Annotated in this window: 15 protein-coding genes; all 15 read right to left on the bottom strand. The window is 30.8% G+C overall.

Annotated elements, in window-relative coordinates; all coding sequences use genetic code 11:
• Window positions 1–227: 227 nt before the first annotated feature.
• The 15 genes from cydC to ACO6OL_RS05495 all read right to left on the bottom strand — a co-directional run bounded on the left by cydC (window position 228) and on the right by ACO6OL_RS05495 (window position 18,722).
• Window positions 228–1,961: a thiol reductant ABC exporter subunit CydC gene (gene cydC / locus ACO6OL_RS05425; protein ID WP_485502403.1), complete on the bottom strand. Its 1,734-nt coding sequence runs from the start codon at window positions 1,959–1,961 to the stop codon at window positions 228–230.
• Window positions 1,951–3,666, bottom strand: coding sequence for a thiol reductant ABC exporter subunit CydD (cydD, locus tag ACO6OL_RS05430; protein ID WP_485502404.1), 1,716 nt, complete (start codon window positions 3,664–3,666; stop codon window positions 1,951–1,953). Before cydD ends, cydC begins: the two co-directional genes overlap by 11 nt.
• Before the next feature lie 3 nt (window positions 3,667–3,669).
• Window positions 3,670–4,698 (bottom strand): cytochrome d ubiquinol oxidase subunit II, encoded by a 1,029-nt coding sequence (gene cydB, locus ACO6OL_RS05435; RefSeq protein WP_485491442.1) that lies wholly within the window; start codon window positions 4,696–4,698, stop codon window positions 3,670–3,672.
• A gap of 1 nt (window position 4,699) precedes the next feature.
• Window positions 4,700–6,082 (bottom strand): cytochrome ubiquinol oxidase subunit I, encoded by a 1,383-nt coding sequence (locus ACO6OL_RS05440; RefSeq protein WP_485502405.1) that lies wholly within the window; start codon window positions 6,080–6,082, stop codon window positions 4,700–4,702.
• A gap of 212 nt (window positions 6,083–6,294) precedes the next feature.
• Complete coding sequence (locus ACO6OL_RS05445; RefSeq protein ID WP_485491443.1) at window positions 6,295–6,648, bottom strand: DUF1634 domain-containing protein; 354 nt, start codon at window positions 6,646–6,648, stop codon at window positions 6,295–6,297.
• A 1-nt stretch (window position 6,649) separates the two neighbouring features.
• Window positions 6,650–7,498, bottom strand: coding sequence for a sulfite exporter TauE/SafE family protein (locus tag ACO6OL_RS05450; protein ID WP_485502406.1), 849 nt, complete (start codon window positions 7,496–7,498; stop codon window positions 6,650–6,652).
• 11 nt (window positions 7,499–7,509) lie between these two features.
• Window positions 7,510–8,142 (bottom strand): thiamine diphosphokinase, encoded by a 633-nt coding sequence (locus tag ACO6OL_RS05455; RefSeq protein ID WP_485502407.1) that lies wholly within the window; start codon window positions 8,140–8,142, stop codon window positions 7,510–7,512.
• Window positions 8,142–8,786: a ribulose-phosphate 3-epimerase gene (gene rpe / locus ACO6OL_RS05460; RefSeq protein WP_485502408.1), complete on the bottom strand. Its 645-nt coding sequence runs from the start codon at window positions 8,784–8,786 to the stop codon at window positions 8,142–8,144. Before rpe ends, ACO6OL_RS05455 begins: the two co-directional genes overlap by 1 nt.
• Before the next feature lies 1 nt (window position 8,787).
• Complete coding sequence (gene rsgA, locus ACO6OL_RS05465) at window positions 8,788–9,669, bottom strand: ribosome small subunit-dependent GTPase A (RefSeq protein WP_485502409.1); 882 nt, start codon at window positions 9,667–9,669, stop codon at window positions 8,788–8,790.
• Window positions 9,670–9,702: 33 nt separating this feature from the next.
• Window positions 9,703–11,403, bottom strand: a complete 1,701-nt coding sequence (gene recN, locus ACO6OL_RS05470) for a DNA repair protein RecN (RefSeq protein ID WP_485502410.1) — start codon at window positions 11,401–11,403, stop codon at window positions 9,703–9,705.
• Between the two features lie 11 nt (window positions 11,404–11,414).
• Window positions 11,415–12,224 (bottom strand): TlyA family RNA methyltransferase, encoded by an 810-nt coding sequence (locus ACO6OL_RS05475; RefSeq protein WP_314397686.1) that lies wholly within the window; start codon window positions 12,222–12,224, stop codon window positions 11,415–11,417.
• A gap of 228 nt (window positions 12,225–12,452) precedes the next feature.
• Window positions 12,453–14,846 carry a glycogen/starch/alpha-glucan phosphorylase gene (locus ACO6OL_RS05480; RefSeq protein WP_485502411.1) on the bottom strand — a complete coding sequence of 798 codons (2,394 nt, stop codon included), beginning with the start codon at window positions 14,844–14,846 and terminating at the stop codon, window positions 12,453–12,455.
• 24 nt (window positions 14,847–14,870) lie between these two features.
• On the bottom strand, window positions 14,871–16,289 hold the full coding sequence (gene glgA, locus ACO6OL_RS05485) for a glycogen synthase GlgA (protein ID WP_485502412.1): 1,419 nt from the start codon (window positions 16,287–16,289) through the stop codon (window positions 14,871–14,873).
• Window positions 16,290–16,432: 143 nt separating this feature from the next.
• Window positions 16,433–17,548: a glucose-1-phosphate adenylyltransferase subunit GlgD gene (gene glgD, locus ACO6OL_RS05490; RefSeq protein ID WP_314160320.1), complete on the bottom strand. Its 1,116-nt coding sequence runs from the start codon at window positions 17,546–17,548 to the stop codon at window positions 16,433–16,435.
• Between the two features lies 1 nt (window position 17,549).
• Window positions 17,550–18,722 carry a glucose-1-phosphate adenylyltransferase gene (locus ACO6OL_RS05495; RefSeq protein ID WP_314160319.1) on the bottom strand — a complete coding sequence of 391 codons (1,173 nt, stop codon included), beginning with the start codon at window positions 18,720–18,722 and terminating at the stop codon, window positions 17,550–17,552.
• Window positions 18,723–18,737: the final 15 nt, after the last annotated feature.

Raw genomic sequence — 18,737 nt, forward strand, 5'->3', positions numbered from 1 at the left:
CAAAAATGACATTTTAGGTATTCTATTTTTTCCTGTCGGTGTTACTCCTCTCAATAGTGCAATTACTTCCATATTCTAAACCTCCAAATACTTTATACTTTTAAACAAGTTATATTATAGCATTTTTCAATCAAAATTTATAGGTCTAACTCGTTTCTCTTTGCCTGTGTTAGTCGTTTTTCTTATTCCTGTAACTGCTCTATATTTGTAAAGTTTTGCAAATACTATTACGCTATATTGTCCATATCATACAATTTCTTATACTTATCATTTGTTGCGTAAAGTTCACTATGTGTTCCATCCATTTCTATTTCTCCATCTTTAATAAAGATTATTCTATCCATATATTCGATAGAGTTTAAATGATGGGTAATCCATACGATTGTTTTATCTTTACTAGATTCAAAAATTGTAGTTAATAATTCATGTTCAGTTTTTGGATCTAATCCTACAGTTGGCTCATCTAGTAGTAACAATTCATTATTTTGAATAATACTTCTAGCGAATGCTATACGTTGACGCTCTCCTCCAGAGAACCTACTTCCTGTCTCAAATACGTTTGTATCTATTCCATCAGGAAGGCTTTGTAGTAGTTTAGACAATTGAGATTTTTCCAAACTCTCGTTAATTTTATCTTCAATTTCATCTTCTTCTATTCCCGAATCTAAAAGTGAAAGTTTAAGATTTTCTCTAATCGTCATATCGAATAGATATGGTTTTTGGTTTAAAAGTGAAATCTCTGTACCTAACATTGTTTCTGTTGGTTTTTTATCAAGAACAATAATCTCACCTTGATAATCTGTATAAGTACCTGTTAATAACTTCACCAATGTAGATTTCCCTACACCACTTCTTCCTAATATTGCTACTTTCTCACCTTTTTTGATAGACAATGATAAATTATTTAAAATAGTTTTACCTTTTTCATATTCGAAAGTTAAGTTTTTAACGTCAATAATATTTCCATCAGAATTTTTTGCATTTACTACTTCGACTTTTTCATCATCTTCTTGAGCATAAAATTCTTTTACTCTATTTATTGAAACTTCATATCCTGGAATGTGAGCTACAGCTTCACTTGTCATCACCGCTACACTAAGAACCGATAATACCATCATACAGAATGATGCGATATAGACATTTTCGATTACATTATTAACTGTCATATTCCAACAACTATAAATCATTAAGAAAGCTGTGGAACCTGCAAGTAAGTTAACAAAGTTTTCTCTTAAGTGAACGAATGTTTTAATTTTTCTTTCACGTTTTAAAAGTTTTTGTTCTTTAGCTTGGTAGTCATCCATGAATTCATTTACTTTATTAGAAGAAATCCAATCGCTTAATCCGAAAATAGCACTAGTAAAATCACGATATAGGTTATACTTAGCTTCCTTCATAATTTGGAAGTTCTTTCTAGTAATTGTAAGTGAAGCAAATGGAACTACAAAAATTATAAAAATTCCAAATAGAGATGCTAAGATTGCATGATTCGCATCATACCCAAACATTACTGTAATGAAAATTACATATAATACTAATGAGATAATACTTGGGAATATTGTTTTTAGATAGATATTTTGCATATTTTCAATATCTTCAGAAATAATCCCTAATAAATCTCCAGATTTATATTCCTTTTTCAATTTCAATGCTTTAGGTTCTAATATTTTATATACTCTGCTACGCATTTTTTCTATTATTCCTAAAACTAAATTATGGCTCACTAGTCTTTGAATATAAGCAAATGTAGATTGTGCTAATGAAAATGTTCTTGTTAATACTGTAGGAACCTGTAGCATTAGAATGTTTCCAATTTGTAATGATGCTTTACTGATTAAGTAACCTGATACGTACATTAACGCTGCTCCACTAATAACAGACATTAATCCTAAAAAGACTACTCCACTCATTACACCTTTATTCTTTTTAAGTTCTTTTCTTATTATTGAATTATTGTTCACTATAGCTACCTCCTACTAGATTAGCTTTCAATTCTGCGAAACGTGGTGAATTTTTAAATTCGGCAACTTTCTCAAAATCACTAACCTTTCCTTGTTCTAGATTTAATACATAATCTACATTATTCAACCAATGTAGTCTATGTGTAGCTATAATTACAGTTCTACCTTTAAATAATTCTAGTAGTTTTTCTTTAATCTCAAACTCTGTTTCTATATCTAGATGACTTGTAGGTTCATCTAAAATAATTACTTCTCTATTACTAATTAATGCTCTAGCGATAGCAATACGTTGCGCTTGACCACCACTTAATTCTTGACCACCTTCTCCAATATTAGTGTCGTAGCCTTGTGGTAATGTAGTGATGAATTTATCTAAACCTACTAACTCACTAATTTCTTTTAAATGGTCTTCACTTATATTTTCATTAGAATAGAATAATATATTGTTTCGAATTGTATCTGGAAAAATATAAGGGAATTGTGATATATATGAGATATTATTTGACCAGTGAACATTTTTTAGATTTGTAACTTCATCATTAATTAATATCTCACCTTCACTCTGTTCATTAAAACCAGATAATAACGAGATTAATGAAGTTTTTCCACTTCCGCTTTGTCCTACAAGACAAATCTTTTCACCTTTGTTTATCGATAAAGTGATATTATCAAGAATTTTTTTATCATCTTTTGTTAATCCTACATTATGTAGTTTTATACTTTCTACACTTTCGATAGAAGATTTCTGAAATTTATTTTTCTCGTTATCCACTAACATTCGATTAATATCTTCATAAGCCATTTGACCATCAAGCGTAGCATGATAGTCTGTCGCAGCTTGTTTCATCGGTAGGAAAAATTCTGGTGCTATTAATAACACAGTTAGCGATGGTAATAATACTGTATCTCCATCTAATAATAGAATCCCTAATCTAACAGCTAAAAGTGCAATTGCTATTGTTGTTAAGAAATCAAGTGCAAAGCTGTTTAAAAAAGCTACACTAAGCGTCTTCATAGTACTCTGACGATACTCTTTATTTTTCTTTTCCATAATAGGTAAGTAGTTTTTACTTACTCCTAAGAATTTAAGCGTCTCTACCCCTCGAATTGTATCGATAAAGTTATTAGATAATGCTCTATATTTTTTATACTGTCTATTCGCCATATCTCTAGCATTAATTCCTAATAGTATCATAAAAATAACTATAACTGGTATTACAGATATTATCATTAAGGCTGATACATAATCTGTATAAAATATAAAGATAACTACTAAAGTAGGGATAATAGCTCCACGTATTTGTTTTGATACATTTAATTCAAAATACTGTTTTACTTTTCCTATTCCATCAATCGCTAATGTCACTAGTTTTCCTGATCCTTCTCTTGAGGTAAAATCAGGTCCCAAGTCAAAGTAACTTTGAAGTAATTTTCTTCTAAGTTCTGTTTCAAACTTGATTGCATGATTTTCTGTAAAATATTGTTGTAAGTGTAAGAACACTATCCTAAAAATAAAACCTATTAAAAAAAGAACACTATCTCTTACTACATTATCAAAATTTTTATCAAAAAGTCCCACTATGGCTTTTGCTAAAAAAGCAGCCTGTATAATTATACAAGCTGCTTCGAATATTGATAATATTAATAGTGTCAATGTTAGACTCTTTTTAACAGGAAGTTTTAATTTTGCTTCCTTTTTTTTCATTGACTAATACTCCAATTCATCTTCTTTAGTTAGTCGTTTTCTAAAAATAGAATATGACCAAACTTGGTATCCTAAAACGAATGGCAATAGGAATAATGCAACTATTGTCATAAGTCTTAGAGTATATACTCCACTCGCAGCATCATAAATAAATAGTGATTGACTAACATCATTACTGTTTATTATAGCACGTGGGAACATACCTGCGAAGACACTTAGAGTTAGGAACGCTAAAGTTCCTGATGTACTTAAGAATGCACCTAAGTCACGACCTTTAAAGTTTAAAACAAATGATAACACGAAGAATACTACCGCAATTACTGCTAGTACTAAACCAACATAATAGTTTGTTGTAAAGATATCTGTTTTAAATAATGCCCAAATAGCAAATACTAATGTTACTACCGCAGCAAATGGGAATAATAATGCAGATGTTGCACGAGCTGCATTTCTTAATTCTCCTGTAGTTTTAAGAGCTAAGAATTGAGCTCCGTGAACTAACATTAGAAGTAACATCATTATTCCTCCAAGAATAGTAAATGGAGATAATAATCCTAAGAAACCATCAACTAAGTTTTTCTTAGCGTCAAGGTTTGCTCCTGTCATGAAGTTAGCTACTGCAACTCCCCATAATACTGGAGGAAGTAAACTACCAATAAACATTGCTATATCGAATGATTTAATCCAAGCTCTATTATCACCTAATTTACCTCTAAATTCAAATGATACGCCTCGTAAGATTAACGCTACTAACATTAATACGAATGCGATATAGTAACCACTAAATAATTTACCATACCAGATAGGAAACGCTGCGAACATCGCTCCACCACCTGTTAATAGCCAAACTTCGTTTGCATCCCAGAAAGGACCAATTGTATTGAAGTAAACACGTTTATCTTCATCTGTCTTACCTAGTACTTGAGCTAGTACCCCAACTCCGAAGTCATATCCTTCTAATACGAAGAATCCTGTAAATAGTATTGTAATAAGTAAGAACCAAATATTTGGTAAAGCTACTGACCAATCCATACTATGCTACCTCCTTCACAGTTGTTTCTTTTTTATTCATTGTATATCTGAACGCTACAAATTGTGCAATACCTAAAATTGTGTATAATACACAGAATACTAATAGTGAGAATAATACTGATGCTCCTGAATTTGGAGAAACTCCTGATTCAGTAGCCATCACTCCGAAGATTAAGAAAGGTTGACGCCCCATTTCAGCCATTATCCAACCACAAGCAGTAGCAACTTCAGCTACTAGTAAAGTCCATGGCATAAGTTGTAAGAACCAACGTTTTTTAATTTCAGTTCTCTTGAATGCATATATAGTACCAAGTAATGACATTAAGATTAAGATACCAACTGAACCAGACATAACTCTAAATGAGTAATAAATTGTTGGTACGTCTGGTGTATAATCAATGTGTTTTCCGACTACTGGATAGTATTTCTCATCCATTTCTTTTTGAAGAGATTTCATACCTCTAAGACTTCCTTCAAATTTATCATATGCTAAGAAACTTAACATACCAGGAACTTCAAGGTAATGTTCTGCTTTCTGTTGTTTTTGATCAATTGTTGCTAACACTGAGAATGGTGCTGAATTTCCTGTATCTTCATACAGAGCCTCAGCAGCTGCAACTTTCATAGGATATTCTTTTACTAAATATTGCATTTGAGAGTGTCCTGTTACAAATAATCCTAATGAACCAATTAAAGCAGCTACGATAGATACTTTAAATGCTTTTCTGAACACTGCAACTTCTTGTTTACGAACCATTTTCCAAGATGCAATACCTGCAATTGTAAATGCTCCTACAGTTAACGCCATTGTCACTACGTGAGGGAATTGGTTCCATAAATATGGATTTTTAATGATTGCTAGGAAGTCAATCATCTCTGCTTTTTTACCAATTACGTTGTTCTCAACATATTTAACACCAACTGGGTGTTGCATGAATGAGTTAGCTGATAAAATCCAGAACGCTGACATAAGTGTTCCGATACTTACTAACCAAATACACATTGCGTGTAATTTTTTGTTAATTTTCTCCCAAGAGAAAATCCAAATACCGATAAATGTAGACTCAAGATAGAATGCAAGTAAGGCTTCTATCGCAAGTGATGGTCCAAAAACATCCCCTACGAATGAAGAATATTCAGACCAGTTCATACCAAATTGGAACTCTTGAAGAATACCTGTAACAACCCCAACAGCGAAGTTAATTAGGAATAAGTGCCCAAAGAACTTCGTAATTCTTTTGTAATGCTCATCGCCAGTTTTAACATAAATACTTTCAAAAATTGCGATTAAGAACACCATACCTATAGTAATAGGTACAAAGAAGAAGTGGAACACTGTTGTTGCTGCGAATTGTATCCTTGCAAGTAATAGTGGATCCAACATAGATATACCTCCTTATATGTGTTATTTATATTTAATTGTAAATATTATATTATTATTGTATAACATAGTTTTTATTATGGCAAAACAAAAATGGTAAAAAGTAGTACTTTTCCTACATTTTACCATTTTTCGTTCACAATTTGTTCACAATTAGCGATAAATTGCATATTATCACCTAGTCAAACATTTTATTTTTTAATTTTTTTTTTATTTTAGCTATGTGTTACTCCCAAGAATAAACTAACAATTAAAATTGCAAGTACCAAAATACAAATTCTTACAAATTTGTAATCTTTTTCTTCAATATAGACATAAAGTAATCCTAATATACGTAGTACAGGTGTTAATATTAAAAGAAATATACCAAACATTAAGTATGAATAATAATTCAATGTTACTAAACCTCTTAGCATCTCACTAAACATATATCTTTCTATAGTTAATACTCCATCTGCTCCTTGTATAAAACTAAATATTATTCCTGTTATAATAAAGAATGAACTTACAAAAACGCCTGTTTTTATAATATTTGCAATTACTATATTTATATCTCTTTTTTCATTCATATTAAAGCACCCCCAGACCTTTCAGGAACATGTTTATAATAGTAAATAGTAAGATTGGAAGGAAAATATAACGAATATACTTTGCATCTAATCTTTGCATTACTTTTGCTCCAGTTCTTGATCCAATCAACGTTCCTAGCGCTATTGGTGCTGCCACTGCTGGATTAATAGTTCCATTAAAGAAATATATTAATGCACTAGCTGTTGCTGTAACTCCCATCATAAAGTTACTTGTTGCAGTGCTTACCTTAATCGGAAGTTTCATATAAGTATCTAAGGCAACTACTTTAAATGCTCCACTACCGATTCCTAGTAATCCACTAGCAAACCCAGCTCCAAACATAACAAGTGATCCTTGTGGTACATTCGTAACATTGTAGTCTATTGTTTTGTTTATTGCCTTATCATAGTATGATGAATTAAGTTTATATTTTTCTGCATATTTATCATTCTCTACTATTTCTTCTTCTTTTTTCACTTTAGTTATTAAACCTGTTTTTTTCAACATTCCATAAAAAGAATTTAACAGTATTAGTGAAAAGAAAATATATAATAATTTAGATGAAAATACTCCAGCCATAAGAGCACCTACTACTCCTCCTGCTGTAGTAAATACTTCTAAAAGCATACCTACTCGCATGTTACTAACATGATCTTTTACAAATGCTATTGCTGAACCACTACTTGTTGCGATAACTGCGACAATACTTGCTCCAATAGCATATTTAATATCAAATCCAAATAGTATTGTTAATGCAGGTGTGATAATAATTCCACCACCTAACCCTACTAAAGAGCCTAAGAAACCTGCAAAAACTGCTATCAACATAAATTGTAATATTTCTACCATTGTTTCTCCTTTTAATCTTTAGAGTACATTACTAGTACATTATTACTAACTTCTAATTTAATTTCCTCATTACTTTTAAATTCGTTACTAGTAGCGTTAGGGCGATTTAATGTCAGCATTAGATTTTTTACTTCATATTTAGAATTTTTTATTGTCATTAAAGTATCTTCATAAATAGGTACTATTGAGAAATACTTATATCCTTCTATGCTTTCAAAGATATTCAGACCTTTTCTAGCTACTGTAATAATATTATTATCATCTATTATTCTAATTTTAATGTGTTGATATTTCTTATTATTAAGTAAAAGTATGTTACCAAAAAAGTGATCAAGTCTTCTTCCAGTAGCTCCGTAAATATCTATTACTTCAACCTCTTCAAATAATTCTAAAATATGTTCTAATGCAAATTCTGCATCTGTTAAATCTTCACTACTTTTCACTTTAAAGTACTTAGATTTTTCTTCAACTTCCTTTCTTTGTTCAAGTGTTATCGAATCAAAATCCCCGCAACTTAATATTGGATTAATTCCATTATTAAGCAAGTACAACGCGCCTTTATCTACTCCACACCATAAGTTAGAAGAAGGGAATTCCTTTGGAAATACTCCACCTAACATTATGTTTATTTTTTTCATATTCATTATTTTAACAACTCACCTAATGTATTTTCTTTATTGCTTGCTCCGAATAAGAATGAACCACAAACTAATAAGTCTGCACCTTTATCTCGACAAGCTTTTGACGTTTCTGTATTTATTCCACCATCAACTTCTATTAAGAAGTTATAATTTTTTTCTTCTCTAAGTTTTGCTAGTTCTTCAATTTTTTCTAACATCTCAGGAATGAATTTTTGTCCACCGAATCCTGGATTTACAGTCATAATTAAAACATAATCCAATTTTGGCAATAGGTATTTAATACTCTCTATTGGTGTTTGAGGGTTTAGTACAATACCAGCTTTTTTACCCTTGTTTTTAATTACTTGAATAACTCTATCTGCATGATTAGTAGCTTCGATGTGGAAAGATACCATATCACAACCTACGTTACAAAATTGTTCAACGTAGTTTTCTGGATTTGCAATCATAAGATGACAATCAAAAACTTTATCTGTTTTAGGGCGGATTGATTCAATTATTGGGAATCCAAATGAAATATTTGGAACAAAGTTTCCATCCATTACATCGATGTGAAACATATCAACACCAATACTTTCTAATTCTTTAATGTCTCTTTCTAAGTTAGCAAAATCTGCTGATAAAATCGAAGGTAATATTTTCTTCATCTTATCTCTCCTTTATATATTTTCTCTTTTGATTTTGTTTTTCCGTAAATAACACTTTGTAGTCTTCATAACGACTTTCTAGTATTTCTTTACTTTCTACCGCTTCTTTTACTCCACATTGAATTTCTTCCATGTGATTACACGGTTTAAACTTACAATCATAATCGTTAAACTCTCTAAATAAATATTGTAAATCTTCTTTTTCAATAAATGTAATGTCCAATGATGAAAATCCTGGAGTATCTGCGATATAGAAATCATCGATTTGATAAAATTCCGTATGTCTCGTTGTATGACGTCCTCGTCCTAGATGTTTAGAGATTTCTCCAGTTTCAATATCTAAATGTTCTGCAAGCTTATTAATAAACGTCGACTTTCCTGCTCCAGATTGTCCTGAAATAGCTACATACTTCTCTGAAATGACTTGTTTTAATTTTTCAATATCTTCATCAGAGTTTGTAAATACTTGATATCCTATTTCATAATAATAATTCATTATTTCTTTCATTTTCTTAAGATCTTCGTCATTTAATAAATCAAGCTTTGTAAAGACAATAATAATATCTACATTACTATTTTCATTTAAACAAATCGTTTTATTCAGTAATTTACTAGAAAACTCAGGATCTTTTACAGATACTACGATAATACTATAATCTATATTTGCTACCTTAGGTCGTAGTAATTCATTTTTTCTTTCTAATATTTCTACAACATATCCTGTATTATTATCACTTAATTGAATTTTTACATCATCTCCTACTAACGGCGTGATGTTTTCATTTCTGAAGTTTCCTCGTGCACGACAAGTAATCAACTCTCCAGAACAGTCTACATAATAAAATCCACTAAGTGCTTTTAAAATTTTTCCTTCTTTAGTCATAGTCCTCCTTTACCTTTACGGTATTTTTACTAACTACTTATTTAGTTTTTCTTTTATCTCTTCTTTAATTTTTTCGGCTAATCTTAACATTTCAATAGAGTGTTCTTCTGAAAGTTTTGTCATCGTATCTCCTGATACCATTCTTGCTACCTCTGCAATCTTTTGTTCTTCAGTCAACTCTCTTATAACAGTTAATGTTCTCTTATCAATGATTTCTTTACTAATTAGTAAATTAGTATCCGCCAAAGCTGTTGTTTGGGGTAAGTGTGAAATACATAATACTTGTGATCCTACTCCTAGTTGATACATCTTTTCAGCCATTCGTTGTGATACTCTTCCACTTACACCAGTATCGATTTCATCAAAGATAATTGAAGTAGCTTCTATACTTCTTGAGAAGATTATTTTTAGTGCTAACATCACCCTAGAAAGTTCTCCGCCTGAGGCTACTTTAGATAATGATTTTAAAGGTTCTCCTAAGTTTGCGCTAATCAGAATCTTAACATCATCTTTTCCTGTTGATGAGAATTCTTTTTCTTTAAAGTCAACTTTGATTGTACTTTTTTCCATATATAAAAATTTTAACTCATCTTGGATAAGTTTTTCTAATTTTAAAGCTGTATCTTTTCTTAAAGAACTTAACTCTTCAGCTAAAACTGTTACTTCTTCTTCAATCTTCTTACTTTCTTCTAGATAATTTTCGAAGTTTTCTTCATAATTTTCTAACTCATCTAATTCTTCTTTTATAGTTTCTGTGAAAACTATTAACTCATTTAATGGTTTTGAATATTTTTTTTCTAAAGTTTTTATCTTATCTAATCTATAGATTAATCTATCTAATTTTTCTTCATCATATTCGATAACATCAGTATAACTAGATACTTCATATTTCAAATCATCTAAGATATAGTATAAATTTGTAATTTCTTCATACTTTTCTTCAAAGTTTGAGTTATATCTAGTTAACTCTCCCAGATTAGATCTGATTTCTGCTAGTTTAGAAATAACACCATATTCTCCATCGATTCCTTCGGTAATACTATGAGCAAGATTATTCACCTTCTCGAAGTTTTCCAGATAGTCAATATCTTTTTCTAGTTCTAAGTCTTCATCTTTTTTTAGTTTCATCTGACTTAATTCTTTATATTGGAATTTCAAGAAATCTACTTTTTGAAGAACATCACTCTCTTGTTGTTTTAAGTTATCAATTTTTTCTTTTATTATCTGATATTCTTTATACTTCTCTTTGTATTTTATATACACAGGCTGTATTTTTTCACGATTAAAAGAATCTACTAAATTAAGATGATTTTTCTCTACCAATAGGACTTGATTATCATGTTGTTCATGGATATCTAATAAATGAGCAGCTACTTTTTTTAATGTCGATAGGTTAACTATAGTTCCATTTATTCTACAGACACTCTTTCCACTACTATAAATGTCACGACGAACTACTATTACCTCATCTTCTAGATCTAAGTCTAATTCATTAAAAATTTCCTTAACTTCCTTACTTTTTGGAAAATCAAATACTCCTTCTACACTAGCCTTATCTTCACCATATCGGATATAGGAAGTTGAGGTTCTTTGACCCGACAATTGTGAAATTGCCGCTAGAATCATTGATTTTCCGGCACCAGTTTCTCCACTTAAGACAGTTAAACCATTTTTTAGTTCTATAGTTGCTTTTTCAATTATTCCAAATTGCTTAATATTTAACTGAATTAACATTGGCTCCTCCTCTATTTAAAGTGATTATGAGCATTGTTTACGATATGCTCGATATTTATATTTTTATTTTCTACTTCTTTATTTGCATTGTATTTTAATGTCATTAGGAATTCGATATTCCCTTCTCCTCCTGTTATTGGAGAATATGATAGGTTCGTCATACTAAAACCTACACTATTTGCTAGTAATAGTACTTTTTCTACTACTTCAAGTTGAACTTTTTTATCTCGAACTATTCCACCTTTTCCTACCTTATCTTTTCCAGCTTCGAATTGTGGTTTTACAAGAGCACAAACTTCTCCACCATCTTTTATAATTTCTGCAAGATTTGGTAGTATTAATGATAATGAAATAAATGAAACGTCGATTGATGCTATATCTATATCATAGACATCAAAATCTTCTTTTACTGAATGTCTGAAGTTAGTTTGTTCCATTACTTTTACACGTTCATCATTACGTAATTTCCAAACAAGTTGATTTGTTCCAACATCTAATGCATAGACAAACTTCGCGCCGTTTTGTAAAGCGCAGTCCGTAAATCCACCAGTTGAAGAGCCAATATCAATCATTACCTTATCTTTAACATCAAAATTTAGTTCATTAATTGCTTTTTCTAATTTAAGTCCCCCACGACTTACGTAAGGCATCTGTTTACCTTTAATTCTAAGTTCAGCAGTTGACTCAACCTTTTCACCTGCTTTGTCGATTCTTATATTATCATTATAAACAATACCAGCCATTATCGCTCGTTTTGCTTTTTCACGTGATTCGAATAATCCTTGACTTACACAAAGGACATCAGCTCTTTCTTTTGCCATAATTACCTCTTTTAAATTTACTAGTTGTTTTCCTCTGAAATTTTTTAAATTTTTTCAATTTCAAACAGTCTTTCCTTTTAATTTTACCATAATAATAACTTTTTATCTATGAGAACGGCGTGTTTATATATACTTTATGATGAAAAACAAATATATTTATTTTTCATCCATAAAAAAAAGAGCAACTTATAAAAATAAATTTTCTAAGTTGCCCTAATGAATTTTATTCTATTTTACTTTTTTTATGTTCCAAATGTCTTTTGCGTATTCTTCTACTGATCTATCTGCAGAGAAGATTCCAGCGTTAGCTGTATTAACTAAACTCATTTGTCCCCATTTTTCTTTATCTTGATAAGTTTTTGCTACTTTTTCTTGAGCTGCAACATAACTTTCAAAGTCTGCTAGACACATATAATTATCTTGAGTTAATAAATAATCTACAATAAAATTAAAGTTCATACCACCTACAGTCATAGTTCTGATAAAATCCAATGTTTCTTTAATCTTCACTGAATTATTGTAGTATTCCCATGGTTTATAACCTTGTGCATTTAGTGCATCTACTTCTGGTGTTTCTAAACCGAAGATAAAGATATTTTCATCTCCTACCGCTTCATGAATTTCAACATTTGCTCCATCAAGTGTTCCTAATGTTAACGCACCGTTCAACATTAGTTTCATATTACCTGTTCCACTTGCTTCCTTACCTGCTTGAGAAATTTGTTCACTAATATCAGCAGCTGGAATAATTTTTTCTGCAAGAGTAACTTTATAATCTGGTAAGAATACAACTTTGATGTACTCACGAACTAATTCATCACATTCAATCATTTGGGAAATTGAGTGGATAAATTTAATAATGTTTTTTGCCATTTGATATCCTGACGAAGCTTTTGCTGCGAAAATAAAAGTTCTTGGCACTGGACGTAATCCATTATATTTAATTTCTCGGTATAAGTATACAATGTGTAAAGCATTAAGTAATTGACGTTTATATTCATGTAGTCTCTTAACTTGAACATCAAAAATAGAGTCTGAATTTACAGTTATACCCGTAGTATTTTGAATGTATGTAGCTAGTTGTTCTTTTTTAACTTTTTTAATTTCTTGAAGTTTTGCTACAACTTTCTTATTATTTTTATAGTCATTTAATTTACTAATCTTAGATAAATCTTTAACAAAATCATCACCAATTAGATTTTTTAGATAAGATGCTAGCTCAGGATTTGCTTGACCTAACCATCTGCGGTGAGCTATACCATTCGTAACATTACCGAATTTTGTTGGATATAATTCGTTAAATGCTCTAAATGTTGATTCAACAAGAATATCACTGTGTAATTTTGATACACCATTAACGTTATGACTTCCTACGATAGATAAGTTAGCCATTCTTATTTGATTATCATATATAATTGCAGTTTCAGCCAATGTAGAATCTTTATCTTGATCAATTACCCACTGACAGAATCGTTTGTTAATTTCTTCGATAATTGAGTAAATACGTGGTAATAACGGCTTGAATAAATCTACAGACCATTTTTCTAATGCTTCTGCCATAATTGTATGGTTTGTATAAGCAAATGTCTTAGTTGTAATTTCCCAAGCTTTGTCCCAAGAATATCCGTATTCATCAAGTAATAATCTCATTAACTCTGGAACTCCCATCGCTGGATGAGTGTCGTTAATATGTAACGCTACATGCTCACTTAAATTTTCTAATGTACCAAATTCATTATAGTGATTTTTTACTAATTGTTGAAGAGATGCACTAATAAAGAAGTACTGTTGTTTTATACGTAATTCTTTACCTTCATTTGTGCTATCTGCTGGATATAATAATTTAGAAATCGATGAGGCAATTGCTTCTGCTTCTGATGACTTAGAATATTCTCCACGTTCAAATAGTTTCATATTAAAGCCTGTTTTAGCTTTTGCCTCCCAAAGACGTAACGTATTAACAGTTTTAGTTTTATATCCAGAGATTAATAAATCATAAGGTTCCGCTTGAATTGAAGTATAGTCTACATGCTCAACTTTAAATCCGTCTTCAGTCATTTTTTCTTCAACTCGACCATAGAATTTAACTTCGATTTCTTCATCATTTCTATAAACAAGACCGTATTTTCCTAAATCTAACCAATAATCTGGAAATTCCTGTTGCCAACCATTGTTGATAACTTGTTTGAAAATTCCATATTCATATAAAATTGAGAATCCTGTTACTGGATAATCACTACTAGTTAAGGCATCAAGATAACATGAAGCGAGTCTTCCAAGCCCACCATTTCCTAAACCTGGATCTGGCTCAATATCATAGATTTCATCTAGATTAAAATTATTTTTTTCTAGATATTCTTTAGTTTCCTTTTCAATTCCTAGATTAAATAAGTTATTTCTTAAAGTTCTACCTACAAGAAACTCCATCGACATGTAGTAAGCACGTTTTTGCCTTGTTTTTTTCAATTCTTGTTCGTAAGCAAATTTTTTCTCAGATAATTTTTCTCTTACCGTACTCATTAACGCTTCATAAACTTGACGTTTGCTTGCTGCAGTTATAGTAATCCCAAATTGTCTTTTTAAATACTTCTCTACTCTTTGTTCAAATTCTTGATTTTTCATTATTCTCTCCTATAATCTAGTTTATTAGACTATTTCATTGTACATATCTATATATTGTAAAGCTGATTTTTTCCAACTTACATCTTGTTTAATCGCATTTTTCATAATTTTATTCCAAATATGACGTTCTTGGTAATAGCAGTATGTCGCTCTGTAAATAGCATCTAGCATATCATACGCATCGAAACTTTCAAATGTAAATCCTGTTCCAGAATTACCGTCAAATGGTTCTACAGTATCTCTTAAGCCACCTACTCTATGCACAATTGGTACTGTAGCATATCTCATTGAAATTAATTGAGATAAACCGCATGGTTCAGTTTTAGAAGGCATTAAGAACATATCACAAGAACTGTATACTTTTGAAGACATCTCTGAAGAGAACATTATTAAACTTCTTACTTTATCATGACGACGATATTCTAATGAACGCAGTGCGTCTTCATAATGTCTGTCACCTGTCCCTAAAATTATTAATTGTGCTCCAGTTTTTAAAATCTCATCAGCAACATGTAAAACTAAATCAATACCCTTTTGATGAGTTAGTCTTGTAACCATTCCGATCACAGGAATATTTTCATTCACTTCTAAAGCTAATTCCTCTTGGAATTTTAATTTGTTTTCTACTTTATTTTTTAATGTTTTAGAATCAAAGTTTTTGAAAATTTGTTTGTCAGTTTTAGAATTAAATTTATCAGTATCTAATCCATTAATTATGCCGTGAAGTTTCCCTTGTTCTACTCTTAGTATATCATCTAATCCGTATGAGAAGTACGGGTCTAATATTTCATGAGCGTATGTTTCACTTACAGTATTGATTCTATCGGCTAATTGTATAGCTCCTTTTAATAAATTTAAATCACCTTTATAAATTAGTGCATCAAAGTACTTATTATCTAACCCGAATAAGTTACCCATTTCATAAGGATTGAATTTACCTTGGAATTCAATATTATGAATTGAAATTACACTTTTAATATTTTTATAGAATACATCTCCTCTTGCTTTAAGGTCATCCAAATATATAATCGATAACGCTGCATGCCAATCATTAGCATTAACAACATCAGGTTTATAATTTATATGTGGAAGTATTTCTAATGCCGCTTTAGAGAAGAAAGCGAATCGCTCTCCATCATCATCTTGACCGTAGACACTGTCTCTATTGAAATATTGTTCATTATCTATAAAGTAATAAGTTACTCCATTTACTACAGTCTCAAAGATTCCACAATAAACTGTTCTCCAGCCTAAATTAATAAAAATATGTTGTCTGTATTTTAAATCGTACTTATCTCTATCTATTGAAGAATACAACGGCAGTACAACCCTTGCCTCTACATTTTCATCTTGAAGGGCTTTCGGTAGTGATCCTATAACATCACCTAGCCCCCCAACTTTAACAAATGGTGCTGCTTCAGCTGCCACGAATAAAATTTTCATTATATTTCTCCTTATTCGTAATTTACTTTCATACTAAAAGGGTTAGTTTTAGATGCAGTCTATCTGTATATTATACTCTTTTTTCTTTTGAAAATCGAAAGTTTTACAAATCTCTTCCACATTTTATTCTAACCCTTTTTTTATTATTCTACTATTTTACCTTTTTCTACGATAACTTGGCAGTTTTCTGTTCCTTTTAATTCAACTTTTTCAGAAACTACTGCATATTTATCTAGAATTACACAATCTAAGTATGCTGATTTTTTAATCACACAATTCGGCAGTACTATTGAGTTTTTAATTACTGCTCCTTCTTCAACTACAACATCTCTAAACAGAATACTATTTTCTACAATTCCGTTAATTTCACAACCGTCACCTAGTATAGAATTCTTAACTATTGCTCCGTCTCCATATGTAGTCGGTACACTATCTGCTACTCTTGTTAGAATATCAGTCCCTGATAAGAACAAGTCATTTAACTTATCTGGATTTAATAAATCACGATTGAAGCTATAGTATTCTTGTACGCTATTAATTGTTCTATTGTAATTCTTAATTTCATATCCATAAACATTTAAACGGTGGAAGTTCTTAGTAATAAAGTCTAATAGAAGATCTTGCCATCCTAATGTCGTCCCTTTTTTAACTAATTCTTTAAACATTTGTTTAGACATTATATAGATTTTAACCTGTGTCGGGCACACTTGATCATATCCATCATAATGATATAAACTGTCATAAACTCTATTCTTATCATCAAATATTATTTGCGATTCACGTTGTTGAGGTTTTCTATAAGTATAAGCTAACGTAATATCAGCATTTGTAGATTTATGATAATCTACCATATCTTTAAAATCAATATTTCCGACAATATTTCCATCTGCTAAAATACAGTAATCCTCTAACAATGTATCTGCATATTTAGATGCATCTCCTAGCGCCTCTATTTTATTTTGAGCTACACGATTTGATTGATGGTTAGACATCGGTGTTATAAACTTAAGTCCACTGTTTTTTCTATTTAAATCCCAGTCTTTCCCCCAACTTAAGTGATCCATTAATGATTTATAGTGATAATTTGTTACTACTGCAATATTCGAAACTTCAGCTTTTACTAAAGAAGATAACATGAAATCAATCATTCTATATCTTGATGCAACCGCTAAAGATGCTAGTGTTCTATTTCTTACTAATCCTTGCAAATCATCATTACGATAGTTATCTGCAAATAATACACAAAACGCATTTACCATATTATTTTCCCTCTACTTTCCTATTGTCATTTACAACTTCATCCCTACCAATTACTGTTATTTGTTCTTTTCCTAAAACTATTTCTCTATGACCTACTTCTACATTTTCTTTTATTACTGCTCCTTCAGCAATAATCGAATTGTAAACTTTAGCGCCTTTTTCAATTAGAACATCTTTCATAATTATACTACCTACCACTTCTGCTCCTTCTTCAATTCTTACACCTGAAGAGATAATAGATTCAGAAACCGTTCCATAAACAGCTGTTCCATCAGAAATCATAGAATTTTTTACATTTGCACTATGTCCTAAATATTGTGGCATAGCTCCTTCATGACGATAATAAATTCTCCATAATCTATCGTCAATATTGAAGTTCTCTTTATTTTTAATAAGGTCCATATTAGCTTCCCATAAGCTTTCAATTGTTCCTACATCTTTCCAATATCCATAAAATGGGTATGCATAAATATTTTTACCTTCGTTTAGCATCATCGGGATAATGTTTTTACCGAAATCTTTCTCACTATCAGGATTTTCTTCATCACGAATCAGATATTCTCTAAGTTCTTTCCAACTAAAGATATAAATACCCATTGATGCTTTTGTAGATATTGGATTTTCTGGTTTTTCTAAAAACTCTGTAACTTTTAAATCTGAATTTGTATTCAAAATACCAAAACGACTAGCTTCTTCAAGAGGAACGTTAATATGCGCAATTGTTAGATCTGCTCCTTTTTGTTTATGAAAATCTAACATTTCTTTATAATTCATTTTGTAAATGTGATCTCCTGATAAGATAAGTACATATTCAGGATTATATTGCTCTATGTATTTAATATTTTGATAAATAGCATTTGCTGTTCCCTTGTACCATTCTCCCGTTTTACCAGCAGTATATGGCGGTAAAATAGATAAACCTCCATCCATTCTATCTAAATCCCATGGTTGACCATTACCCATGTATGAGTTAAGCTCAAGTGGCATAAACTGCGTTAATACCCCAACTGTTGAAATTCCAGAGTTCGCACAGTTTGATAATGGAAAATCGATAATTCTATATTTTCCACCAAAAGGTACGGCTGGTTTAGCCATATCTTTAGTTAATACTTGAAGCCTCGTACCTTGTCCTCCTGCTAGTAGCATAGCTACTACTTCTTTTTTTCGTGCCATAAATTTGACCCCCTT

It is taken from the genome of Gemella sp., assembly GCF_057272915.1.